The organism is Selenomonas ruminantium subsp. ruminantium ATCC 12561, assembly GCF_000424065.1.
In the GTDB taxonomy this organism is placed as follows: domain Bacteria; phylum Bacillota; class Negativicutes; order Selenomonadales; family Selenomonadaceae; genus Selenomonas_A; species Selenomonas_A ruminantium.
Map to the genome: position 1 here is coordinate 60,308 of NZ_AUJE01000001.1, position 24,805 is coordinate 85,112.

Below are 24,805 nucleotides of genomic sequence, written 5' to 3' on the forward strand. Positions count from 1 at the left end.
CGTATGGTCTTATGTATGGAGCACAGGCCGTTTAGGCACTGATGCTTTCTTTTTTCTCTCCCGGAATATCCCGGATGGCGTCGTCACCATGCTGGCCGGTGCGGATGCGGACGGCATCTTTGAGTTCGGTGACGAAAATCTTGCCGTCACCGAATTGGCCGGTACGCAGGACGCTTTCACAGGTGGCGAGCACTGTGGGTACGGGGATTTCGGAAACCACGGTTTCTACTTTTATCTTGGGCACGAGTTTTACATCGTATTTCTTGCCGCGGTAGATTTCCTGATGGCCTTTGGAGAGACCACAGCCGAAGACCTGACTCACGGTGATGCCCATGACACCGATGCGGTTGAGGGCGCGCAAGAGTTCATCGAGTTTGGAGGAACGGGTGATGATTTCGATTTTGGTCAACATGGCAATCATCCTTTCTCAGCCATATTCATCTGCATGACGGTATTGGCCAGCATTTCGCTGGAGGTTTCAAAGGAGCCTAAGAGCGGGCTGGAGGTCAGCACACCGCGGGTATAGCCGCGCTCGCCGTGCTCGATGATATCAAGGCCGGTGAGTTCTTCGGCTTCGTCGGCGCGGGTTTCCATAAAGCTGTGTACCAGCTGGTAGAGGACAAAGGAACCGCCGATAGCCAGTGCATAAGCCACGACAATGGAAATGAGCTGTGCGGTAAAGAGGTGCGTGTCACCATAGAACAGGCCGTTGGCACCAGCCGGATTGACTTCCGTGGTGGCCCAAAGCCCCGTGGCAATTGCGCCCCAGGTACCGCCGATGCCATGCACGCCGAAAGCGTCAAGGGAATCGTCATAGCCGAGTTTTTCTTTGAGAACGGCTACGGCAAAATAGCAGATTACGCCGCCAATCAGACCGATGAGTACAGCGGGCATGGGCGTTACGAACCCTGCAGCCGGGGTGATGGCCACAAGACCGGCCACACAGCCGGATACTGCGCCTAAAATGGTGGGCTTGCCATTGAACTTCCATTCCACGAGTACCCAGGAAACGGCGGCAGCGGCAGCGGCTGCCTGACTGGTGATAAAGGCATTGGCGGCAAGAGCATTAGCGCCAAGAGCACTGCCGGCGTTAAAGCCGAACCAGCCAAACCAAAGAAGCGTTGCCCCAAGAACGGTCATGGGCAGGTTATGCGGCAGCATGGCCGTGTGCTGATAGCCATGACGCTTGCCCAAGAGCAGACAGATGGTCAGCCCTGAGACGCCGGAGAGAATATGGATAACAAGACCGCCGGCAAAGTCGAGGGCACCGAGTTCGGCGAGGAAGCCGCCGCCCCATACCCAATGGGCCATGGGATTGTAGATGAAGATGGCCCACAAGAGGATAAATACGGTAAATGCGGCAAATTTCATGCGTTCAGCAAACGCACCGGTGATGAGCGCCGGCGTCAGCGCGGCAAACATGCACTGGAAAGCGACAAACGCCAGTTCGGGGATGGTGCTGCCCTCCAGAACTTTTAACCCAATGCCCGTCAGGCCGATTTTGTCGAGATTGCCGATAAAGCCGTTTACATCCGGGCCAAAGGCCATCGTGTAGCCGATAAGGATAAATTCAACCGAGATAAGCGCGAGGACAAAGAAACTCTGCATAATGGTAGTGAGTACATTCTTGCTCCGCACCATGCCGCCATAGAAGAAGGCAAGACCAGGTGTCATGATAAAAACCAAAGCGGCGCTGATGAGTACCCATGCGGTATCGCCAGTATCAATCATCATAATCAATCCTTTCCCTAACAACAAGAATAAGTCCTGCAAACAGGAAAGGCGCCCATAGCGCAGTAAACCTGCACTACGGACGCCTTTGTCCAAAACGCTATGAACGCACAAATCCCCCATCACCCGGTACCTGGTGATGGGGGACAACGTTGTCCTGTTTGCTTATGACGTCATTATAGACGCTGAAAAAGTGGTTGTCAAGAAGTTCAACACGTGTATACAGAATATTTGTAAGGACAAAAAGCTATTGTTTCCGCAGCATACCAATTTCAATAGGAGATTCTCCCGCTATGCAGTAATAGTAACGATGATTGCGAAATTCGACCACGGCTACATTGCGGATTTGTTGCAGGCGTTCCATATTCTCGGCAGATATGCCATAGAGCCTGCCAACTTCAGCCAGGGTTTGCTGAGGGAAATCTTTACGTCGTTTTTTGCGATGAAAGCGTAACCAATTGTAAAATTGCCAGAGAATTATCAGTAAAATTGATGCGATAACAACGAGTGTCATAATTGTGAGTGTGTGTAACAAACTGGCGTTTGTGTTAACATACAATTTATTGTATAGAGTGATGATGATAAAAAGCCATAAAACAATAGTAAAAGCAAGCGACAAAATATTTTCGATAATGCGGATGAGCAAATGCCGTTTATTTTTTGCTTCATATATTGGGGACTGTTGCTCGCTAATATCCATTTTCTTCAAAACCAATGAACTCCTTTGGTGGTTAATTTTTTATACCCCGGTCAGGGCTGACCCATACTGCTGTAGTGGTCATGTCGCGTTTTAGCCCCACAGGCGTTGCAACCACAGCGGACAGGGCATTGAATATCCAGTAGATAACGGGGTACCATATTACCCAAAAATAAGTTTTGAGCAGCGACCTGTCATAGCGTGAATCAATGAGAATACTGACTAAAAATTGCAACAGACAAGCCAGTGAGATGAGTGATCCCTTCCAGCTTATCAGGGGATTGCCTAAATCCGGCAGCATGGCGGCATAGCTGCTGCCGGTAAAATCAAAGAGCATACGGGCAAGCCATAGAATCCCGCAGATTACAAAGGAATAAGCCCAAAAGATGCCCAAAAAGTAATCCAGATAAATCGGCCAAATACGTCGTTCCTTGTAGTGACGCCATACGTCGATATGGGTGCGGATAACCTCGACTCCGCCTTGTGCCCAGCGTTTTCGCTGTACCCATATTCCTTTCAGGGTTTCTGGTACCAGCATCCAGCAGACCATGTTGGGTTCATAGCGGATATCCCAAAATTTAGTTTCCATTTTCCAGGTCATTTCGATATCATCGGTGATGGCGGTATTGCTCCACATCCCCGCATTGATGATGGCGGTGCGGCGCCATGCAGCCACTACGCCGGATACGGTCATGACCTTGCCGATAATGCGCTGTGTGCGCTTAATGAGTCCGATAACGCTGGCGTATTCAGCTGTCTGAATTTTGGCCAGCAGGCTGGTGCGGTTGCGTACCTTGGGATTGCCTGTAACTGCACCAACACGGGGAAAGTTATTGAAGTGCCATACAGCCCATTCAATGGCATGTTCATCAAGCATGGAATCTGCATCCAGCGTAACAATGATTTCGCCATGGCTCATGGCAAAGGCCAGATTCAGTCCATTGGCCTTGCCGAGGTTTTTTTCCATATGCAGTATTTTGAGGCTGGGATATTCATCCATTAGGCTTTCTAATACCTGTTGGGTATTGTCGGTGCTGGCATCGTTTATGACGATGACTTCGAGATTTTTGTAGTGGTTGGCAAAGATAGAGTGTACGGCATCGGCAATATCCCGTTCCTCATTATGCGCCGGAATGAAAACGGAGACTAGAGGCTTATGGGTGAGTATGGGGGGATTTTTATCCCGGCCACGTTCCCGCCGCCAGTAAAAGCAAATACCGCCAATCATCCATACAAAGCTCATAATGATGGGATAGTAGAATACAAAATCAGCCAGCCATAAAATAAATGCGTAAATCAAAATAAAATTTGTTCCTCCTTGGAAATTTTATTTCTCCCAATGAGCAAAGCCCAATGGGTAATAACCGAGATTTTTCATGCCCGCAGCTTTTAAGATATGCATCTGTCGGCTGAACGTTTTATTGTCCAGCCAGCAATGGTTATCCCAGTCGTAGGTCTGAATTTTTACCAAAGTTTTGCCGGTGCCTTGTTTGTCCTTAATAATCCGGGCAATTTTTTTCAGGTATTCATAAGGCTCGTCCTCTTTATCCATAAAGGGGTAGGCCATTACTACGGTGTAATCGTATTTGGCTAAATAATCATCATAGCTTTGGGCAAGCCAGTTTTCCGAATCTGGATAAAGCAGGGCGCCGGCGTATATATCCCGCATGATTACGGCATGCGGGTGAAGGCTTTTAAACGCATGAATTGCTCCGTCGGCAGCTTTATCCAGGGCCTCCTGTTTCCATTGGGTAAAGGCGGCAAGTTCTGCCTTGTCGGCTGTGTTTATAGCGGATAAATCTTTGCCGAATTTCTGCTGATAGGCTGTTTGCGCCGGAGTGGAGAAATCTTCGTCCTGATTGAGGTATAGGTCATCCTGCAGCAGGATGCCGTCTATTTGTGTGTTGGCAGCTAAATCATAAAATAGTTGGTTGACATGGGATAGCGCATCCTGGTCAAAAGGACTTATACGGTGGTACCATCCTTTTTCGCCACGGGATATTACGGCATTGTCGTCGTTTGCTTTGATTAAGGTCTGATAATTCAACGTGGGCAGCCAGGCTAATACCGTGATAAGCTGCTGCTGCAGGCGGTTGGCAACATCGCCCAAAATGTCTGCCCGCACAGGAATCTGGCTGTTGGCAAAATATACTTCATCCACATTGCCATCGCCGTCCGGGTCAGCGAATGCCTGCAAAGCCACAGTGTTGATGTTATTGTTGGCGAGCTGTGTAAGCAGTTCATTTACATTTTGTTGATATTTGGTTGGGTTTTCATCGTAGATATTGTCCAAATCCGCTTGTGCCATGCGGATACCGGCAGAATCCCAGGTGTCGTGATTGACAGTCAGCAGCTTTTTCAGGCGGTTGGTATCAAAATCGCTTTCCATGATGATGCGTTTGGCATAAAGCAGGGAGTCTTCGCTGGCTTCGTTAACCCCGCCGTCCAATAGGAAGGTCGCCTCCATGCCCGATTGGGCAGCGATTTCTACGGCTTCTTTGGTATAGATGCCGTAAGGCCAAACCATGGCACGCGCCTTATGGCCCAAATGCTCCTGAAAAAGCCGCTGTACTTCCTGAATATCGTTGGTTATCCGTGTATGGTACTCGGCATCGGTTTCATAGCGCCCGGCAAGGTAAAGATGGCTGCCGACAACACCGTTCCGTCCGCCCTGCGGATTAACGTCCTGCTGTTTGTGCATGGCGTGGGTGTGGGAGACTACGGTCACAAGGCCGCTATCCTCCATTTCCTTTAACTCATCCCAGGAGGCAGCATCCCGTACATCGTTGGGTTTTTCCTCATGGTTGGTCCAGGAACTGACGATAGCCAGCATGCCTGGTGCCTGATACTTTTTTAGCAGGGGATAAACTTTGGTATAAAAAGAGCGATAGCCATCATCGAAGGTGATCATCACGCTTTTGTCGGGCAGCTTGAGCTCGCCACGGCAATAGCGTATATATTCGTCAAGACTGGTGAAGTGATAGCCATCATTTTTGAGAAACTTCAGATGTTCTTCCAGACGTTTATGGCTGACCGCAAAGGCGTCTCCGGCCCGGTCTACTTCGTGATAGCAGAGAATCGTCACACTGGCAAAAGCCGCGTGTGTTGGCAGTACACAGGCAGCACACAGGCATAAAATAAGAATCAATTTTTTCAGCATCATTACCACCTCCAATTATAGCTTGCAGAAAATTGACAGCCATTATTACGGCGGTTATTATTGGTGTTTGCCTGACGAAAATACTGGTAAAAAGTCGTTCCCAGCTGCAATTGTTGGTTATGGGGGAAATCCTTGATGTATTCCAGCCGGATATGCGGTGTACATTCCATGCGGTCATCATTGTCGTGTCCCCAGCCCAGACTGGTTTCGCATAGCCAGCTGGTGGAGATTTTGGGATAATTCCATGCTCGCTGCCAGCTGAGTGTATAATCCAGCCGGCGGTTAGGGGAGTCATAAAACCATTCTTCCCGGTCGTAATTGGCATGACTGTAACCCAGGAGCAACCTGTCGCTGAAATTGCGTTTTACCTGCAGCAGCTGATTGATTTCCAGTTCGTATTCTCGGTATTTATTCTGGTCGGCAAGCGTTGCCCAGGTATAGCTGGCATTAAAAGCCGTTTGTGGCGTTAGCTGATGGTTGAGGCTGATGGTTTGGTAATGTTCGCGTATGCCGTTTTTTATCGTGCCCGCATGATTGTGCAGGCGCATACCGTATTCATAACCGATACTGGCCGCATCGCTCAAATCGAATGCGATGGCTAAATTGTAGCCATTTTTGACCTTGGCGCCATTGTAACGAATCCACTCGCCAGCAATTTCGCCCCAGGTGTATTTTTTTCGCAACCCGATAGCGTGCTGCCAATATACCGCATGGGAATCATCATCATTCAGCCAGCTGCGGCGGATTTCACGGGAAAGATAAACATTGTGTCCCCAATAGCTGTCATAGCGGATATCGGCTGACTGCTGCCGGTTGCGTTTATTGTCCAAAGACGTCTCGTAGAATGTAGTGAGACTGTGGAGTGTCTGACTTTCATATGCGTTTTGCACAGATAAAGCACTCATATCGCTGTCATCTTCAGCCAGAAGCTCTTGCAGGCTGGTGCGGGTATCGGCCAAAAGTTCGTTGTTCATTTTGTTGGCAGCCTGTGTAACTTTTGCCTCATGGGCAATTTCTGGATTTTGGCTGTGTTGGAGCTTTCGCAGGATTTTATCTGCTTCGTGGTAATAGCTGCGCTCCTTGAGTCCTTCATCCCGCCTAAAATTGAGGTCTTCATTATTTAGGTCACGACCAGCGTTTACCAGACTTTGTGCATAGAGCAGCTGATAGGATTCTTTTTCGGCTTCATCCTGCCCCAATAGGGCAAACAGTTGGCGGGCAATTCCGAGTTTACCGTCAAGGATAAAGGCCGCGGCATCGCTGACGATGATGTTGTTGTATCGGGGCGCGATATTGGCTGCCTGACGGTAGGCGGCGATAGCTTTGCCTTGCTGTCCCAGGCGTGCCAATGTGTATGCATATCCTAGTTGGACATAGGGAACATTTTCTGGTTTTTCGCGTGAAAGAATTTCTTCATAAATCTTTTTGGCCTGACGGTATTTTCGCTGCCGCAGGCAGACTGCAGCTACATTTTCCAAACCATATACCGGAAATGACCGCCAGTCTTGTACATAGGTATGAAAAGTATCCAAAACTTTTTGCGGTTCATTACACGCACGCAAGGCCTGCAGGTAATCGCTGAGCATAAATTTATCTACACCGGGTTTTATATAGGGACCTAAGATTATTACCGCGCGGCTTGGCTCATTGCTATTTATATACATGGCTGCACGCCGGGCATCCATTTCCCGCAGAAAATCCTGCTGTCCGGCGGCAATGGCTGCTGAACGTGCCTGCTGGAAATATTTTTCCGCCGCGACATAATCGTGCCGTTCAATAGCCTGTTGTCCTTCGCGATTTAGCTGGGCGTAGTCTGATGCTGCTGTGGCAGTTGTCATTTCGCTTAGTGGTGTGGCCTGTCCTGTACCATATAAACTGCTCGCCAGTAATATGCCAGCGAGCAGTTCCCTTTTTTGCCAATTTATGGTCATTGGCATCAATCCTTCCTTTGTTGAACTTAAATGGAAAGTATTTCCATAGCCAACTATTATAGGATAATAAATAGGTACTTTCAATAGGTATTAAGTCCCACCCTATTTAGTGTTGGCTTTGTGCATGTAGGGACCATAAGGTGATGTATCAGCTGCTGGAGAATAAAGGTTTATACTGCGTTAATATAGCGGGTATAGGCGTAAAAAAATGCGACGGAGAATGGCATAGTGTGACCAGCTGTACAGGTGGATATTGAATATTAAACAAAAATTATACGAAAATTAAATGAGGATTAAAAATAACGTTTTTTTATAAAATAAGAGGACTTAAAGCCTATTGAAACCACGATTTGATTAATCTATAATATCAAGTTATAAAATGCCTTCAACCCAATTCCCACATAGGAAGAATGGAGGGATTTTATAGATGATTCTTCTTTATTTATATAGGTATATAGGCCTTCATGGAAAGATAAAATTAAGAATATTTATAGTTTACATTGACAATGATATGTATAGTAAATTTTGTCTTTATGGGGAACTGGGGGCTATTTTATCTGATGGTGAAAGGATTGTAGGACAAATTGGTGAATGGTTGTAGTGGAAAAAAACATTCCCATTTGGAAGCATATGTCAAAAAGTGCTTTCTAGGGGCTGTTTTTATGGGGGTTGGATTATCTGCGTCGCCGGTTCAGGCTGCCTCGAATGATGTATGGATATACGATTCGATTATGCTGCTGGCCAAGGAAGGTTATATGGATATGCCGGAAAAGCCATTGAACGCATATTCCAAAAAAGAACTGGGGCAGATGGTCGCACAAGCATTATTGGAGTTTGAAAAGAACCGTACAGGTTCATTGGCTGATGAATATGGTCGTATATCCCGTTTGTTGGTAGTTGATGAAGTACAGCTGAAACTGGCTAAAGAACAGGAGCGGGAAGCTGAATCACGGATTAAGAGCGCACGCAGCAAAGCGGCAAAAGATACGGAAATGTATGTCCGCCGCTCGATGCAGGGGCAAAATCGCTTGGAAGTTATGCAGCCGTTAAAAGAAAAAAGCGATAGTTCACTGAGAAAAATAGAGCAAGCATCTAGAGATTATGCTCAAGCCAAAAGCCGTGTTGAGCAGCGGGCTAAAATGTTGGATTATGTCCGCAAAAGACAGCAGGATTTGTTGACTGGCCTGAGCGGTACAGGACAGACAAGTGGTTCAGATGTTCAGATAAGTGCGACTAGCGGGTACGGAGAAAGTACTGTAGCAGGCGGCTATAATGGTTCTGTGGTGCCCTCTTCGGTGTTGGATACTGTGGGCAGGCTTAGAGCAGAATTCCTGCCTGAGTTGGAAGAAAACGGCAGCTTGGATAGCATGAATGCCCGTCAGCAATTAGAATCCAACATGCCAGTAGAAGATGTACCGGATCAGCAATTGAAGCTGGATGCGGAAGTGCGTTATGATGTCCGCTATGCTCGCGGTGCTTATGATAGCGGCAACAAACAGCGTGCTCGTGTCCGTTTATACCCGGATTATAACATCGACAACAACTGGCATGCTATTGGTATGTTGGAATGGGAAAAAGCCTTTACTGGTAATAAAGATGATAAAGATGGCAGATTAAAACTGGATCGTTATTATTTGAGCGGTAATGTTGGGCTCGTACACATGGATTTTGGCGCCTTTGGCAGCACGATGGCGGAAGGCAATATCTATGACAGCAAGTTTATGGGGGGGCGCTTACAAGCTGGTAATCCCGTTAAATACACTTTGGAATATGGCAAGGCCGCTGTTGATGGAATGGATAAATCGTATGACTTTACCATTTCTTATCAAGATGCAGTTTATGGTGTCGATGGTGGATATTATCATTTCAAGTATAAAGACGGAAAAAATCAAAATATCTATATGGCCAATTATCATCATAATATAGGCTTGTTGGATGTAGGCGCGATGCTTTTGCATGGCAGGGACAGCGGCCATAGCGGAAAAACAGGTTATGTATTCACACTGGGCTACACGCCGCAAAACAGCTGGCAGCCATATACGTTTAGCAGCTGGCTCAAATACTATTATCAACCTCAATCGACTTATATCCGGCATACCATGAACGGTATGGCGGATGTTATGCAGCCTTATGGCGGCTTTAAGGGTTGGGGAATTGGTATAAATTATAGTCTGCCGGATGCCTGGACTTTGGGGTTGGAATTTTATCGTTTACAGGATCTTGATTATGGCAGACGCAGCAATACCATTTGGTTTGCGGTAACCAAGTCGTTCCAAAATTATCATGAATAAGTGTAGTTGGGGTAATAGGATATAAATACAAGGAATGAAAGGATGATTTAATTTAATCATGAATGTACTGGGGAAACTGAGTATTGGGCAAACAAAACTGGCCGTAGTGGGGTTGGGGTATGTAGGAATGCCACTAGCGGTAGCTTTTGCAGAGAAATTTTCGGTTATCGGTTATGACTGCAATGCGGAGAAAGTTGCTGCTTATAAACGCGGTTATGACGTTACGGCGGAATTAGGCAATGAAGTGCTGAAGTCCGTCAATATTGATTTTACGACCGATCCACAGCGCCTATCCGAGGCATCTGTTATTATTATCGCTGTGCCTACGCCTATAAATGGGGATAAGACACCAGATTTACTTCCCGTAAAGGGAGCTACGGAGATTGTAGCCAAACATATCCAAAAAGGTACAATAGTGGTGTATGAATCAACGGTTTATCCTGGGGTTACAGAAGAAATTTGCCGTCCTTTGCTGGAAGAGATTTCTGGATTGCAGGGGGGACGTGATTTTAAAATTGGGTATTCACCAGAGCGCATAAATCCAGGCGATAAGAAAAATCGTTTAAAGAGCATCACCAAAATTGTTTCCGGTGAGGATACCGAAACATGCAAGGAAATTGCAGATGTATATGGGGCGATAATTGATACGATTTATGAGGCTTCTTCAATCAAGGTAGCAGAGGCTGCGAAATTGGTCGAGAATACTCAACGGGATATCAACATTGCGTTTATGAATGAACTGGCGATGGTGTTTCATCAAATGGGGATTGATACAGATGAGGTTGCTGCTGCGATGGATACCAAGTGGAATGCCTTGAAATTTCGTCCCGGTCTGGTGGGCGGGCATTGCATTGGCGTAGATCCGTATTATTTTATCTATAAGGCAGAAAATTTGGATCAGTATTCCCAATTGATTTCAGCCGGACGGCGCATCAATAATGATATGAGTAAATTCGTGGCTAATGAAATCGTGAAAGTAATGTTGAAGTCGGGACTGGATGCTTCCCATGCGAAAATTTACTTAATGGGCATGACGTTTAAGGAAAATTGTCCTGATACGCGCAATTCCCGTGCTGTTGATGTTTATCATCATTTGCAGGAATACGGCCTGCAGGTTTATGCCTCCGACCCGATAGCAGATAAGCGGGATTTTCAGCGGGAGTATGGGATTGAGTTAATAGATGAAGAGTCGATAAGTAATGCGGACTGCTTGGTGTTCGTAGTGGCACATGATTGTTATGCGAAGCAGCCTTTGACCGAATGGCACCATTTTTATCGCAGTGGTCATAAAAATCCCTCGGTGCTTATTGATGTTAAAAATATATATGGGCGCAAAGCCGCGGAAAAGGAAGGATATATCTACTGGAGTTTGTAAGCGGAGAGGAGGATTATATTCAGCGTGAATTTTAAGAAACTAGGTCTTATGGTAGCGATTTGTATTGCGGTGATTATTGGGGCGCTTATATTTATTCGGGATTATCTGATTGAAAAAACAGAATTTATTCCCGATATAACGGATTTGACGCATAACTACCTGGCTGAGGATGAAATTCGTGAAGCAATGGCAAAGCGACAGGCTGCGGATATCAAACCTGCTGAAGTGATTACCACCTTGCAAGATGGAACCCCGCGTATAGCACTGGTGTTTGATGGCATGCCGGATAGGCCGCTGGCTGCGCGTTTGTTGGATGTTTTAGCAAAACATAAGGCTGAGGCCGTGTTCTTCGTTGAGGGGGATAATGTGGCTGATGAGCCGGAAACGATGAAGTTAATTCGCAGTGCAGGACAGGAAGTGGGGAATTATACTTATGTGGGTCTGGCTGCTATGGAAAAATGTTCTGTTGAAGAACAGGTAAAGGAGTTATGCCGCACCCAAAAAGCGATTACCATGCATGATCCGCTGACCCCGAATTTGTTTCGGGCACCACGGACGATTTATGGTGATGATTTATTGAAATCTGTACGTGCAGCAGGTCTGGAATATGCGGTTAAGGAAAACGTGCGCTTTCAGCCAGGAAATATCCATAATCAAACGGAAGCGGACCGCTATGCAACTTCCATTATAAATGGCAGTATTATTGCCATTCCTGTGAATCCTTATGTGGAACAAAAGGTAAACGATGTTGCTGTTCGGGAAGAAAAGCCGATAATGGATAAGAAACCCACCATAAAAGATGATAATTCAGCGGCAGTTCCACCTACTGTTGATTTGGCAACGGAGTTGGATTTGCTGCTTACCGCTTTTGAGGCAAGGGGCGTGCAGGCTGTGTTTGTGAATCAATTCCGCAAAATACATTATATACCGGCTAATCTACCGATATTCAATCAAGATAAACAAGGAGACGTTAAATGATAACCGTAAAGAACAATCCCGTGGGAAATACGGATTCCGGTGCAGAAACACAGGATGTTCTTCTAGCAGAAAAGCCTGACCGGCGCATGCTTTCCTATGTTCCCAATGAGGATGGTCTGAGAAGTAACCATGACCGCCGGGGCGCATTGGAAGATGATGAAAACAGGCCAATTGATTATAAATTGTATCAGCAGGAGGACAAGCGCGGAAAGCGTTATTTGGTAGATTACGAGGTCACGGTTAAGATTGCTGATCAGGCAGGAAAAAGGACTTTTGTGGGAAGAGCCGTAGATATCAGCGCGACGGGAATGTTATTAAAATTTCCCCGTGAAGATACGGAATATATTCATAAGGCGGAACAGGTTCAGTTGAACTTTGTCATCACACCAGGATCTATGCCTGAAGGCTATGAGATGAAAATCAAGAACTTAAAGGCGCGCTGTGTACGTTTTGTAAAAAAGGAAGATGGTACATTACTTTGCGGCTTGGAATTTATGGATACGTTGGCGCAGTATGCTACACGTAAACGGCAAAATTATCTGTTGGGAGCTGCAGCATTTTGTTTGTGCATTATCACGTTTGTCATCATTATGATGCGGGCGGAATCTGTAGTATACTTTCGCTTTAATCGGTGGTTGTATTTGTACAGTATTATTGCGGCAACATTCCTTTTATCACGTTATTTTTTTGCTATTTTTTACAGGCCGGTGCCTATAGATCCGAATTATACACCTGGGGTTACGGTAATTATTCCCTGTTTCAATGAAGAAAATTGGATTAAGCGGACGATTTATAGCTGCATCAATCAGGATTATCCGGCCGATAAGTTAGAGGTTATTGTCGTGGATGACCATTCTAATGACCATTCGGTAGAGCGTATAAAAGAGGCGATTGCGGAAATCAAATCAGCGGATACAGAAAGCGGCATCTACCATACGGATACGCGCATTCGTTATATTGTGCAGCCTGTTAATAAAGGCAAACGGGATGCTATGGCGGTGGGGGCTGTGGAAGCGCAGCATGAGCTCTTGGTCTTTGTGGATTCCGATAGCTTTTTGGACCCTTTTGCGGTACGCAATATTGTTCAGCCGTTCAAGGATAAGGATATGGGCGGCGTTTCCGGCCGTACAGATGTAGCCAATACCTATACAAATGCTCTTACCCGGATGCAGTCTGTGCGTTATTACATCGCCTTTCGGGTTATGAAAGCAGCAGAGAGTTATTTTGATTCTGTCACGTGTTTATCTGGCCCGCTTTCCTGTTATCGTCGGGATTTGGTGCTGAAGTATGCCGATGCCTGGCTTAATCAAAAGTTTTTGGGACAAAGAGCCACTTTTGGTGATGACCGCAGTATGACCAATTTCATTTTGCGCCATAATCGTACCGCATATCAGGATTCGGCAGTTTGTGCTACGATTGTGCCTAATACGTATACGGTTTTTTTGAAACAGCAGATGCGGTGGAAACGCTCCTGGCTGCGGGAATCGTTAATTGCGGGGCGCTTTATTTGGCGAAAAGAACCCTTTATGTCGTTGAGCTTTTATATGGGATTGGTTGTGCCGATTGCTGCACCGGTTATCGTATTGTATAACCTGATTTATGTACCGGTAATGCATCGTGTTTTTCCGCTTACGTTTTTAGTCGGCATGCTGCTTATGGCCTTGTTGATGAGTATGGCACAGCTCTTCCTGCGTCGCAGCAGTACGTGGCTTTTCGGCATGTGGTTCTGCTTTTATTATGAAGCTGTACTTTTGTGGCAGATGCCTGTGGCCTGGTTTACCTTTTGGAAATCCACTTGGGGGACGCGGATGACCCCGGCTGATTTGGCTGAACTCGAAAAAAAGCGGCGTGAAAAAGAACAAAAGGAGGCAAAGAAAAAGCATGCTTCCCAAAAATAAAATAGATGAACGGGTCCTTGCCCTGCAGGATAGTGCTTTTACGCAGTGTAAAAACCGCAGAAAACGAGTGCGTGTAGTGGTGGAATTTGTCGTTTTGGCAATTATGATTTTTGCCATTTATAATCTCTTTTATTCGCTGAAAACGTATCAAGCATATGACCATAATGCAGTTAACGCTGGTGAGCAGGATACAGGTTTTGTTGCCTTGTCTTATTTTGGGGTGGATCACATTGGGGATACCTCCACATTAATTGGACAAAAACAGCTGTATAAGCATTTACAGGAATTAAAACGGCAGGGATTTGTAACCATCACGCAACAGGATATAAAAGATTATTATCAGCTGAATAAACCTCTGCCGCCGAAATCCTTGTATCTGATGTTTGAAGATGGGCGGCGTGATACAGCGATTTTTGCCCAATCTGTTCTCGAGGATTTGAACTTTAAAGCCACGATGATGAGTTATGGTGAAAATATCGAATCCCTTGATATGAAATTTCTGAAACCGTCGGAACTTGAAGAGTTAGAGGATTCTACTTTTTGGGAACAAGGGACCAATGGTTATCGTTTGGAATATATCAATGTTTTTGACCGTTATAACAATTATATTGGTGAAATTGATCCGCTGCGTTATGCGATGATTACACCTTATTTAGAAAGACGTTATAATCATTATCTTATGGATTACATTCGCGATAAGGATGGCGTGCCGAAGGAAAGCTATAATCATATGCAGCGCCGTATAAGTTACGATTACGAACACTTACGAGATGTTTATGCAAGGCATTTTGGTAAAGTACCTGCCATATATGTTCATATGCATGCGAACACCGGTAAATTTGCCAACAATAATGCGGTTAGTGCCGTAAATGAAAAGTGGATACGTGAGTTATTTACAATGGCTTTTAATCGGGAAGGCTATTGTTTCAATCAACGAAACAGCAGCATATATGACCTTACTCGTATGCAGCCCCAGCCGTATTGGCCTGTTAATCACCTGCTTATGCGGATAAAATACGACATCAATACGCCTATTGAGTTTGTGATGGGGGATCGTTCTCGTGCGGATAAGTGGAATTTGTTATCCGGGGCGGCAGAACTGGAAAATGAAACGTATACATTGACCACCTTGCCGGAGGGCGAAGCGTTGTCCGAAGTGCGGGAAAGCAGCAATTTGCCGGATGTAAAAATATCGACCAATTTATTAGGCAATTCCTTTGGCGCACAGCAGATTTTTCTGCGCAGCGACAATGCCCGCCAAAATTATCTTTGTGTAGAATTGGTCAACAATGAATTGCTGGTAATCGAAAAGACAAATTACAGTAAAGAGGAATTATATCGGGAAAAAATACCGGTTATCCTGGGCGAAAAAATACCTTCTGTTGAAGAAAATAAGCGGGAGGCAGAAACCCAGGAAAATATCGCGTTTGCCCGTTATGCGCCAACAGCTGAGCAGGCAGAAGAATACTATGGCCGGGCAAAACAAAGAGAAGCTATGCCGGCAGCAACTGTTGAAGATGGGGCAGAGGCATATGAACATGTGCAAAGCTTTCATCGGCGCAGCGTCCATAAGCTGGAGATTGATTTGAAGGGAAACCGCTTGTCCTTGAAACTGGATGATAAGAATATACCGCAGGATATTACCGTAGCGGAAAATGGGCAGGGCGGTGTTTTGCTGGGGGCTTCCTGGCAGGGCGAGGCATGGAGCCAGCGAAATCTTGCTGATGATGTCTATGATGCGGTTTTTGAAAAGTTTACCATTACGACCAATACAGGAAAAGATGAGGAAAAAGTACTGTTTACGACAGAACTTTCCGGCTGGGATAAGTTTGTATTCCAGGCAAAGGAAACCTGGGAAAGTATTCTTTGCTGGTTCTTGCGCAATGGGTAAATGAAGGGAGTGGTTAAGATGAAGCGATATCTTTCTTTAGTCGCATGGGGGCTGTCGGTGTTTTTCTTAACAGGCTGTGCTCAAGGAGCTGTATTGCAAAGCGGCAGTCATGCTCCGGTGGAATTATCCTCATGGGTCGCATCATGGGACAAGGATAAGGGCCTTGCCGAGTACCGTCAGTTCAAAAATCAATTATCCAGTATTGGCTGTTTTATGGCTTATTACGATAGCGAAGATAAGTTGTTCATACCAGCAGAAACTAAGGAAATCGCGGACTTTGCCCGCAAGGAAGGGCATAAGCAGCGGTATCTCACGATAACCAATGACTGGCAGGACAAAGAAGGACGGCAAAATCCCAAGGATAGGGATTTACTCAAAAGACTGTTCATCAATGATGAACGCAAAGAGGAATGTGTTCAGGAAATGTTGGCTGCAACCAAAGAGCTCGAATGTACCGGCATAGAATTGGACTACGAAGCCTTTTTTAAGGATAAGGAACTTCTGCAGGATTATTTGTCATTTACTTATAAATTGTCTATGGCTTGTATAAAAGAAAACTTAGACCTGCGTATTGTCTTAGAACCAGGGATGCCTATGGATGCAGGGCTTTGCAAGGGGCCTGAGTATGTGGTCATGTTTTATAATCTTCATGGCAAGCATAGTGGGCCGGGAGCTAAGGCGGATGTAGCGTTTATTCAAAAGACTATCGGGAAAATGGCGGCTATTCCCGGACGGAAAAGTGCAGCCTTTGCTACTGGCGGCTGTTTGTGGGAAGATTATGGTTTTTTGGGACTTAAGAAAGGCCCTGTTCGTTTTGTCGATGAAGATGAGGCAGCTGCTTTGGTGCAAAAGCATAGTCTCACGCCTGAACGTGATGCCGAAAGTGCTGCGCTGCATTGTCAATATGAGGAAAATGGGCATCATTATGAGTTATGGTATGCTGACAGCGAAACCATAAATGCCTGGATAAAACTTGCTGCCGACAATGGTATTGAACGAATCAGTTTGTGGCGCCTGGGAGGCAATACCGACATCAAGGCGGTTAAAAACCGGTAAGGAATGAAAGGAATCTGACGATATGATGGGATTGCAAAAGTTGAGCAGTTACCTGCGTAAGGGGGCAGCAGCCGTTTTTTTCAGCACAGCATTGCTTGCTTATCCAACGTACTGTGCAGCGACAGATTTTGAACAGTTAAGGCTGCAAAATGCCGGGCATTTGGCGGAGGCAAAGCGTTATTTGCCCACTACCGAAAAAGCCGTTATCCTGACTTTTGGCGGTCTGTCCAAGAAGGTGCCGCTGCAAAATATCCTGAGCTATATGGCTCAGGAACATTTGCGGGGAACGTTCTTTGTAACGGAGCGGGAATTACAGCGTAATGGTGATAATCTGCAGCTGATAAAAGCTTATGGTCAGGACTTTGCTATGGGATTAACGCCGACAAAAACGGGGACCTTTGCTGATTATTGTGCGCAAATCCAAAGGCTCGATAAAGCGTTGCAGGAACGCTATGGTGCAAAGAGCAAATTTGTCCGCATTATGACCAGCGGCGGGGACAGAGCGGCTATGGAAGAAGCCATTTCGGCTATGGGCTGTACCTTGGTCGGGCAGGGGCTGAATGTCGTTCAGTCCAAGCATAAGGATGCGCAAAATCCGCAGGAAGTAATGCCGCAGATTTTTGGCAAATGGACAACTTCTCTGAACAGGGGAGAAATAGTCTATATGCGCACAGATTTTTATACCAATGATGTTCTGGCTGCGGAAATGCTTAAAGAAATCAAGCAGAAGAAAATAGATAATATTGGCTATAAAACGGATGATAAGGGAGAGCCGAAGAAGTGTAATGATTCGGTTTACCATACAGCATCTCTGGCAGATGTGGCTGGAAACAGCGATTTTCATTACAGCTATCCGGTGAACCAAGATGATTTGCCGATAGAAATGCAGCCGGAATATGGCAATAATTGGGTGACCGATGAAAATTTCTCCAGCGCTTTTTACAGCCGTTATATTGGGGCACCGGAAGTCAGTGCCAACGATAGAATGTTGGGCTTTTCCCGCGAGGAGATGACCCGTGCGGATAAGACGGGACTGGTTAAAACAGCTCCGCCGCAAACGGTGTTTCTGACTTTTGATGACTGGGGCAATGATGATTCCATCAATAAGATTTTGTATGTATTGCGCAAACACAATGTTCATGGGACATTTTTTATCATCACGCGCAATATGCTGAACAATCCGAATCTGTTACGGGCGATTGCCATAGATGGCAATGAAATCGGCAGTCATACCAATAATCATGTTGCCATGACGGTACAGGATAAGCGCGGCCGGCAGATTCCTGTGGAATCGGAAGAAGAATACCGTGAAGATGTGACGTCTTCCTATCCCAAATTGCTTTCGGTGGTGGGGGATATGCGGCTGGCTAATGGGCGTCCGGCGCTTACCAGACTGCTTCGTCCGCCGACGCTGGCGGTCAGCCGTATGGGCGTAAAGACGATACTCAATGCAGGTTTTACATACATTGTCAATGGCTATGGCAGTACAGAGGATTATGGGGCAGTATCGATGCAGTCCTTGGTGGGCATTATGAATCATATCGTACATGACGAAAAAGGCAAGGTTCGTCAGGGGGCGATTCTCATCATGCATATGAGTGCGACGGCCCAGCGTACACCGGAGGCTTTGGATATACTCCTCACAGCAAATGACAAGCTGCCGGAAGGACATCCGGGAAAATTTAAGGTGGGACTGTTGGGGGACTATCTTATTGATGGTTATGACCAAAGACAGCCTATGAAAAAACAGGACCAATAAGACTGCAGTAAAAATCACAAGCAAAAAAAAACAAAATAGTGTATAATATGCATTAAGAGCAACCGAATAAAACTCCGAGCAAAAATATCTAAGGTTTATGATTTTGTGTGGCTATGATATTGCGCCGGGGCCCTGCTGGAAACGGCAGGACCTTCCATTTTGAAAAGGGGTATATTTTGATAGTGGTGGCTATGCCAACTGCCGGCGCAGTTGGCTGCATATCTGCGATTCCTGCAGATGTAGATGACAGTACACCAGGTGAAGACTATCCTTTTCGTATGGAAAGGATAGTCTTTTTTATTGAGGGAGAGTTTAGTTTATGAAAGAAATGCGCACTGAAGATGCGGTGGGGCAGATTCTCTGTCATGATTTAACGCAGATTATAAAGGGGGTTACCAAGGACGCCCGCTTCCGCAAGGGACATGTGATTCAGGCAGAAGATGTGCCGGTTTTGCTGTCCATGGGCAAGGACCATATTTATGTTTGGGAAAACGATGATACGGTGCTTCATGAAAATGATGCGGCCGAAATCCTGCGGCAGCTTTGTCAGAATGAATATATGACGGCATCAGAACCTAAGGAGGGGAAGATTGAGTTAACGGCGACGGTTGACGGCATATTTCAGGTGGACGAGAGCCGCTTTGATGCGGTAAATGAACTGGATGATGTGACCATTGCCACCCTGCCCCAGAATATGCCGGTCAAGGCGGGACAGAAACTGGCAGGTATGCGGGTTATCCCTTTGGTCATCAAAAAGGACAAGATGGAGCAGGTGAAAACGGTGGCTGGCAGCCAGCCGTTGCTGCGTCTGCGTCCTTATCGGCAAAATCTCAAGGTAGGCGTGGTCACTACGGGTACAGAGGTGTTTTTGGGCCGTATCGAAGATACCTTTACGCCGGTAATCGAGAACAAGTTAAACGCTTTTGGCCTGACCATCAATGAGCACCGTTTGTCCGATGATGTGGCGGAGCACACGCAAAAGCAGATTGAAGAACTTATAGGTCTGGGCATGGATATGGTTATTTGCACCGGTGGTATGAGTGTGGACCCGGATGACCGGACGCCGGCGGCCATTCGGGATGCCGGCGCGCAGATTATAACCTATGGGGCACCGACCCTGCCGGGGGCTATGTTCCTGCTGGGGTATGTGCAAAAAGGCGATAAGGAAATTCCGGTTATGGGCCTGCCCGGCTGTGTGATGTATGCGGGACGTACGATATTTGATTTGATTCTGCCTCGTATAATTACGGGGGAAAAACTGACGCGCAAGGAAATACGCCATTTTGGCATAGGGGGACTTTGCATGAACTGCAAGGTCTGTCATTATCCGGCTTGTGGATTTCAGCATTAAGGAGGGACGACATATGCAAGACCTATCTTTGGAAAAAGCTGTGGATCTTTTGCTGGCGCATTGCCAGCGGGTAACCGCAGTAGAGGAGGTGCCGCTGATTTCGGCACTGGGCCGGATTCTGGCTGAAGATTATATAGCCGCTTTTGACAATCCTCCCTTTGACCGTTCACCTTTGGACGGATATACCTTTGCAGCAGAGGAAACGGCGGGGCATGGGGCGGATAAGCCTGCTCAGTTCAAGATTATCGGCGAGGAGTGTGCGGGAGATTTCTTTGACCAGCCTGTGCCGGCTGGCTGTGCCCTGCGGATTATGACGGGCGGCGCCATTCCCAAAGGCTGCAACTGTGTGGTGCGGCAGGAAGATGTGACTGTGGACGGCGATACACTCACGGTTCCCTTCAGCCTTGAACCGTATACGAATTTCTGCTATGCCGGTGAGGACATCAAACAGGGGACGAAACTGGCGAAAAAAGGTACGAAGCTTACGGCAGCGCATATCGGCGTACTGGCCAGCATGGGCTTTGCCACAGTCAGGGTTTTGGGCAATGTGCGCATTGCCATTGCCAGCACGGGTGATGAGTTATTGCAGCCTGGCCAGCCCCTTGCTCCCGGCAAGATATACAACAGCAATCTTTATCTTTTGGCCAGTCGTTTGCAGGAGTTGGGCTTTGCTCCGGAAGTGGTAGGTATCCTGCCTGATGATGTAGAGGCGGCAGCTAAGGTTATTCAGGGGTATCGTGACCGGGTAGATGTGTTCCTGACTACAGGAGGCGTATCGGTAGGGAAAAAGGATATCATGCATGGCGTGGTAGAAAATGTAGGCAAGCGTCTTTTCTGGCGCGTGTCCATGAAACCCGGGGGGCCGGCACTGGCCTATACTATGGGCGAAACTTTGGGTATCGCCCTGTCGGGCAATCCCTTTGCTGCTTATGCTACTTTCGAACTTCTTGCTGTGCCGGTTCTTTCGCATATCAGTGGCAACGATAAGATTCTGCCCCAGCGTACGCAGGCGGTGCTGACGGATGATTTCCCCAAGGAGAGCAAGGGGCGGCGTTTTATTCGGGGGTACTATGAAAATGGCAAGGTGCGTTTGCCGGAACAGCATGCTTCCGGGAGCCTTTTTTCTATGGTAGGCTGCAATGCCTTTGTGGATATTCCGGCAGGTACGGGGAAACTGGCGAAGGAAACAGAAGTGGACATTGTGCGCCTGTATCGTGTGAAGTAAAGGATTGGATTTTATGCAAGACCAATATGAGAGAAAAATTGAATATGTGCGCATCTCGCTCACGGACCGCTGCAATCTGCGGTGCCGCTATTGCATGCCGGAATTGGGCGTAGAAAAAATGCGTCATGAAGATATTCTGACCTTTACGGAAATCCTGCGCATTGTGCAGGGAATGGCTGCTTTGGGGGTGAAAAAAGTACGCCTGACCGGGGGCGAACCCTTGGTCAGGCGCGATATTGCTGAACTGATTTTTGCTCTGCGGCAGATTCCCGGCATTGAACAGGTGGCGTTGACCACCAATGGCGTATTGCTTTCGGAGTTGGGCGAGGATTTGATGCGTGCAGGACTTACAGGGCTGAACATCAGCCTGGATACCTTGCGGGCAGAGACTTTTACGGAAATCACCCGCCGTCCATTGTTTACGCAGGTGCAGGCCGGTGCAGCAAAGATGCTGTCCTTGGGCATGGAGAACATCAAGTTCAACTGTGTGCCCATATATGAGGTCAATGATGGTGAAATTCCGGCGCTTGCGGCACTGGCTAAAGCATATCCCGTTAAGGTGCGGTTTATCGAGCTTATGCCCATAGGCTGTGCTTATGCATCGGGGTATCGGGGCGTGCTTATGGCAGACGTGCAGAGACGGCTGGAAAAAGCCTATGGCAGGCTGCGCCCTGTGCGAAATAAGCAGGATGCGTTGCAGGGGCCTGCCGAGTATTATCGGCTTGCCGGATTTGCGGGGCAGGTTGGTTTCATTGACGCAATGGAGCATAAATTCTGCGCTGACTGCAATCGTGTGCGGTTGACGGCGGAAGGCTTTTTGAAACTTTGTCTGAATCAGAAAAACGGACTGGATCTGCGGGCGTTGCTTCGGCAGGGCATCAGTGACGATAATCTGAAACTGGCATTGCGGCAGGCCATTTTCCGCAAGCCGGCAGAACATTTATTCAAGGACAGTCAAAATACAGCGCGGGACAGCCGCGCCATGTATCAAGTGGGAGGTTAATTTTTGATGGGGAAGATTCATGCACTGTGCACCAGCGAGAAAAAAGGGACGCTCAAAACCCAGCAGGATAAAGTGGTTTTTGTCACAGAATGGGGCATTAAAGGCGATGCTCATGCTGGCAAATGGCATCGGCAGGTGAGTTTTTTAGGCCTGCAGGAGATAGAGGATTTTCGTAAGTTAGGTGTAAAGGTGGAGTTTGGTGCCTTTGGCGAAAATATTGTGGCTGAGGGCTTTCGCTTTAAGGAACTGCCTGTTGGCACTCGGCTGCGAGTTGGCGAAGTCTGGTTTGAAATCACCCAGATTGGCAAGGAGTGTCACAAGGGCTGTGCCATTCGTCAGCAGGTAGGTGATTGCATTATGCCCCGCGAAGGGATTTTTGGCCGGGTGCTGCATGGCGGCGAAGTCAAAGTGGGGGACGAATTGGAACTTGTCCCCAATGGAGAAAAAATGCCGCTTGAAGCGGCAGTCATCACAGCCAGCGACAAGGGCAGCCGTGGTGAGCGTGTAGATGAAAGCGGCGCAAAGGTGGCGGAAATCCTTACGGTGGGCGGTTACACTGTAGTCGAAAAAATAATCCTGCCCGATGAGCAGGAACAGTTGGAAAATAAGCTGCTGGAATTGGCTGAACGCGGCATAGCGCTTATCGCCACCACTGGTGGTACAGGCTTTTCCCCGCGCGACATTACACCCGAAGCCACGCTGGCGGTCTGTGAGCGCTTGGCCCCCGGCATTCCTGAAGCCATGCGGGCCATGTCGCTGAAAATCACCGACAGAGCCATGCTCAGCCGTGCCCAGGCAGGCATTTGCCGCCGCAGCCTGATTGTGAACCTGCCCGGCAGCAAAAAGGCCGTAGAAGAATGTTTGGGCTTTATTTTGCCGCTACTCAAACATGGGATTGATATTCTGCGGGGAGAAACGGGAGAGTGCGGGCGGTTACAATGATATACTAAGGCGCCCGCGGGACTGGCAATATGTTTCTTTCGCTTAGACAGGCTTGTCAAACGCTACGGAAACATACAGCCAGTCCCGCGGGCTTAGTGCGTGCATTACAGCTATATGCAAAGGCGCCGCGGTGGCTGGTAATATTTTTCCTTCGCCATAGACAGGCTTGTCAAAAGCTACGGAAAAACATCACCAGCCACCGCGGCTTTGTGCGATATGTATGTGGTTTATATCAGCTTGTTATGGTGCCTGATAATCAACTGAAAAATTGAATGCCAAAAGAACCGTCATAAGCTGTGACGGTTCTTTTGGCATTTAATTATGTTGTTCGCCAACGACTTCGCTGTGTTCCAGTGCGAAATCCAAAAGCATACCAATTAATTCGTTGCGTGTACGTCCCGTGTCCTCTGCTAGTGCGTTAATTCGTTCCAAGGTATCGGTTTTTAATCTTACGGAGAAGACCCGGTAGCCATCATCGCCACGCAGTTTCTTTGTGATGAGAAGCTTGCTACTCATGTTATAAAGAAAATACACAGGCTTCTGAATCGGTTATTCGAGATGCAGACATGGCTAAAGAAATGATGGGGTATGTGAAGTATAATATTCTGACGCAATCATCACAGGCCATGCTGGCACAGGCGAATCAAAATGGCAGTCAGGTGCTGTCGTTGCTTCAGTAACAAACGAAAAGGACAAAAACACTTCTGCAATAACAGGTCTTGCAGAAGTGTTTTTGTCTATTAATTATTGTTTGCATATATGTTATACTGATGATAAATGAAGCTGTAGACTCTGGTGGAGGTGGTATAACATGTTGGCAGAGATGATTGATACTAAGGAAGAATTGATTGCAGGGCAAATTGTGATGATGGCCCCGGCTGGAACAGGGCACAACACGATAGCGCATAATCTTCATCTCGTAATAGGAAACTATCTTTATGGTAAGCGTTGCCGCATGTTTGGAGAGATATATGTATTCTTAGATGAGGAAAATCATTTTATTCCGGATTTGATGGTGGTATGTGAGCCATCGCAGATAAAGCCCAATTATATTGAAGGGGCGCCTGATTTGGTGATTGAGATTTTGTCTGCCAGTACGAAGAAACGGGATATCGGGGTAAAAAAGAAAGCCTATGAGCGTTTTGGGGTGAAGGAATATTGGATAATCAATCCGGTCGACCGTTCGGTGGAAGTATATCATCTTCGTGATGGTGTATTTGAATTGGATGATGTTTATTATGATTATTCACAGGAGGATTGGGAAGGCTTGACGGCAAGGGACAGACAGGAGGCAAAGTTATCGTTGAAGGTGTCTCTTTATGATGATTTGGAAATTCCCGTCAAACGTATCTTTGCTGATGTCTAAGAATTACCGCTGAGGAAACAGCAAAAATTTTATTGAATGGATAAAATTGTGACTTGACAGGGTTATCCACAAATGGCTTGTAGATAACCCTGTGGATTCTGTGGATAACCTGTGTCAAAACAAGCAAGTTATCCACATTAATCCACAGTTT

19 protein-coding genes, 1 pseudogene and 1 riboswitch are annotated in these 24,805 nt (G+C 46.9%); of the genes and pseudogenes, 13 read left to right on the top strand and 7 right to left on the bottom strand.

From position 1 onward, the window contains the following. Positions 1-31: 31 nt before the first annotated feature. The 6 genes from G598_RS0100310 to G598_RS0100335 form a co-directional block, all read right to left on the bottom strand. Positions 32-421 carry a P-II family nitrogen regulator gene (locus tag G598_RS0100310; RefSeq protein WP_102012066.1) on the bottom strand — a complete coding sequence of 130 codons (390 nt, stop codon included), beginning with the start codon at positions 419-421 and terminating at the stop codon, positions 32-34. Next, on the bottom strand, positions 418-1,731 hold the full coding sequence (locus tag G598_RS0100315; RefSeq protein WP_026765246.1) for an ammonium transporter: 1,314 nt from the start codon (positions 1,729-1,731) through the stop codon (positions 418-420). The genes G598_RS0100310 and G598_RS0100315 overlap by 4 nt, the downstream gene beginning before the upstream one ends. 247 nt (positions 1,732-1,978) lie before the next feature. Continuing rightward, complete coding sequence (gene pgaD / locus G598_RS0100320) at positions 1,979-2,431, bottom strand: poly-beta-1,6-N-acetyl-D-glucosamine biosynthesis protein PgaD (protein ID WP_245582718.1); 453 nt, start codon at positions 2,429-2,431, stop codon at positions 1,979-1,981. A 31-nt stretch (positions 2,432-2,462) separates the two neighbouring features. After that, positions 2,463-3,728 carry a poly-beta-1,6-N-acetyl-D-glucosamine synthase gene (pgaC, locus tag G598_RS0100325; RefSeq protein WP_245582712.1) on the bottom strand — a complete coding sequence of 422 codons (1,266 nt, stop codon included), beginning with the start codon at positions 3,726-3,728 and terminating at the stop codon, positions 2,463-2,465. A 27-nt stretch (positions 3,729-3,755) separates the two neighbouring features. Then, positions 3,756-5,591, bottom strand: coding sequence for a poly-beta-1,6-N-acetyl-D-glucosamine N-deacetylase PgaB (pgaB, locus tag G598_RS0100330; protein ID WP_026765249.1), 1,836 nt, complete (start codon positions 5,589-5,591; stop codon positions 3,756-3,758). Beyond that, positions 5,591-7,519 carry a tetratricopeptide repeat protein gene (locus G598_RS0100335; protein ID WP_026765250.1) on the bottom strand — a complete coding sequence of 643 codons (1,929 nt, stop codon included), beginning with the start codon at positions 7,517-7,519 and terminating at the stop codon, positions 5,591-5,593. The genes pgaB and G598_RS0100335 overlap by 1 nt, the downstream gene beginning before the upstream one ends. Positions 7,520-8,181: 662 nt before the next feature. On the opposite strand from G598_RS0100335, the gene G598_RS16550 reads away from it, so the two are divergent. The 11 genes from G598_RS16550 (at position 8,182) to G598_RS0100400 (ending at position 23,288) form a co-directional block, all read left to right on the top strand. Continuing rightward, positions 8,182-9,810: a porin family protein gene (locus G598_RS16550; RefSeq protein ID WP_051179717.1), complete on the top strand. Its 1,629-nt coding sequence runs from the start codon at positions 8,182-8,184 to the stop codon at positions 9,808-9,810. A gap of 58 nt (positions 9,811-9,868) precedes the next feature. Continuing rightward, positions 9,869-11,185 carry a nucleotide sugar dehydrogenase gene (locus tag G598_RS0100350; RefSeq protein ID WP_026765251.1) on the top strand — a complete coding sequence of 439 codons (1,317 nt, stop codon included), beginning with the start codon at positions 9,869-9,871 and terminating at the stop codon, positions 11,183-11,185. A 24-nt stretch (positions 11,186-11,209) separates the two neighbouring features. Further along, entirely contained in the window at positions 11,210-12,163 is a 954-nt protein-coding gene (locus tag G598_RS16555) for a polysaccharide deacetylase family protein (protein WP_071837924.1), read from the top strand. Further along, on the top strand, positions 12,160-14,061 hold the full coding sequence (locus tag G598_RS0100360) for a glycosyltransferase (RefSeq protein ID WP_051179719.1): 1,902 nt from the start codon (positions 12,160-12,162) through the stop codon (positions 14,059-14,061). The genes G598_RS16555 and G598_RS0100360 overlap by 4 nt, the downstream gene beginning before the upstream one ends. After that, entirely contained in the window at positions 14,045-15,952 is a 1,908-nt protein-coding gene (locus tag G598_RS0100365) for a polysaccharide deacetylase family protein (protein WP_026765253.1), read from the top strand. Before G598_RS0100360 ends, G598_RS0100365 begins: the two co-directional genes overlap by 17 nt. Positions 15,953-15,970: 18 nt before the next feature. Beyond that, positions 15,971-17,008: a glycoside hydrolase family 18 protein gene (locus tag G598_RS0100370; RefSeq protein ID WP_051179722.1), complete on the top strand. Its 1,038-nt coding sequence runs from the start codon at positions 15,971-15,973 to the stop codon at positions 17,006-17,008. A gap of 22 nt (positions 17,009-17,030) precedes the next feature. Further along, complete coding sequence (locus tag G598_RS16560) at positions 17,031-18,767, top strand: polysaccharide deacetylase family protein (protein ID WP_245582713.1); 1,737 nt, start codon at positions 17,031-17,033, stop codon at positions 18,765-18,767. A 60-nt stretch (positions 18,768-18,827) separates the two neighbouring features. After that, positions 18,828-18,953, top strand: a riboswitch (molybdenum cofactor riboswitch). Positions 18,954-19,086: 133 nt separating this feature from the next. After that, on the top strand, positions 19,087-20,118 hold the full coding sequence (locus G598_RS0100385; RefSeq protein ID WP_026765255.1) for a molybdopterin-binding protein: 1,032 nt from the start codon (positions 19,087-19,089) through the stop codon (positions 20,116-20,118). A 13-nt stretch (positions 20,119-20,131) separates the two neighbouring features. Beyond that, positions 20,132-21,343 carry a molybdopterin molybdotransferase MoeA gene (locus G598_RS0100390; protein WP_026765256.1) on the top strand — a complete coding sequence of 404 codons (1,212 nt, stop codon included), beginning with the start codon at positions 20,132-20,134 and terminating at the stop codon, positions 21,341-21,343. A 13-nt stretch (positions 21,344-21,356) separates the two neighbouring features. Next, positions 21,357-22,346, top strand: a complete 990-nt coding sequence (moaA, locus tag G598_RS0100395) for a GTP 3',8-cyclase MoaA (protein WP_026765257.1) — start codon at positions 21,357-21,359, stop codon at positions 22,344-22,346. A gap of 6 nt (positions 22,347-22,352) precedes the next feature. Next, the gene (locus G598_RS0100400) at positions 22,353-23,288 is read left to right on the top strand and encodes an MOSC domain-containing protein (RefSeq protein ID WP_026765258.1); all 936 of its coding nucleotides are present in this window, start codon (positions 22,353-22,355) and stop codon (positions 23,286-23,288) included. A 315-nt stretch (positions 23,289-23,603) separates the two neighbouring features. On the opposite strand, the gene G598_RS18855 is transcribed toward G598_RS0100400, so the two are convergent. Continuing rightward, positions 23,604-23,804 carry a ribbon-helix-helix protein, CopG family gene (locus G598_RS18855; RefSeq protein WP_071837925.1) on the bottom strand — a complete coding sequence of 67 codons (201 nt, stop codon included), beginning with the start codon at positions 23,802-23,804 and terminating at the stop codon, positions 23,604-23,606. Positions 23,805-23,812: 8 nt separating this feature from the next. Here G598_RS18855 and G598_RS18860 point away from each other — a divergent pair. Then, positions 23,813-23,968: pseudogene (locus G598_RS18860) on the top strand (flagellin); the annotation flags it as partial. Between the two features lie 131 nt (positions 23,969-24,099). Next, positions 24,100-24,654: a Uma2 family endonuclease gene (locus G598_RS16565; RefSeq protein WP_051179724.1), complete on the top strand. Its 555-nt coding sequence runs from the start codon at positions 24,100-24,102 to the stop codon at positions 24,652-24,654. Positions 24,655-24,805: the final 151 nt, after the last annotated feature.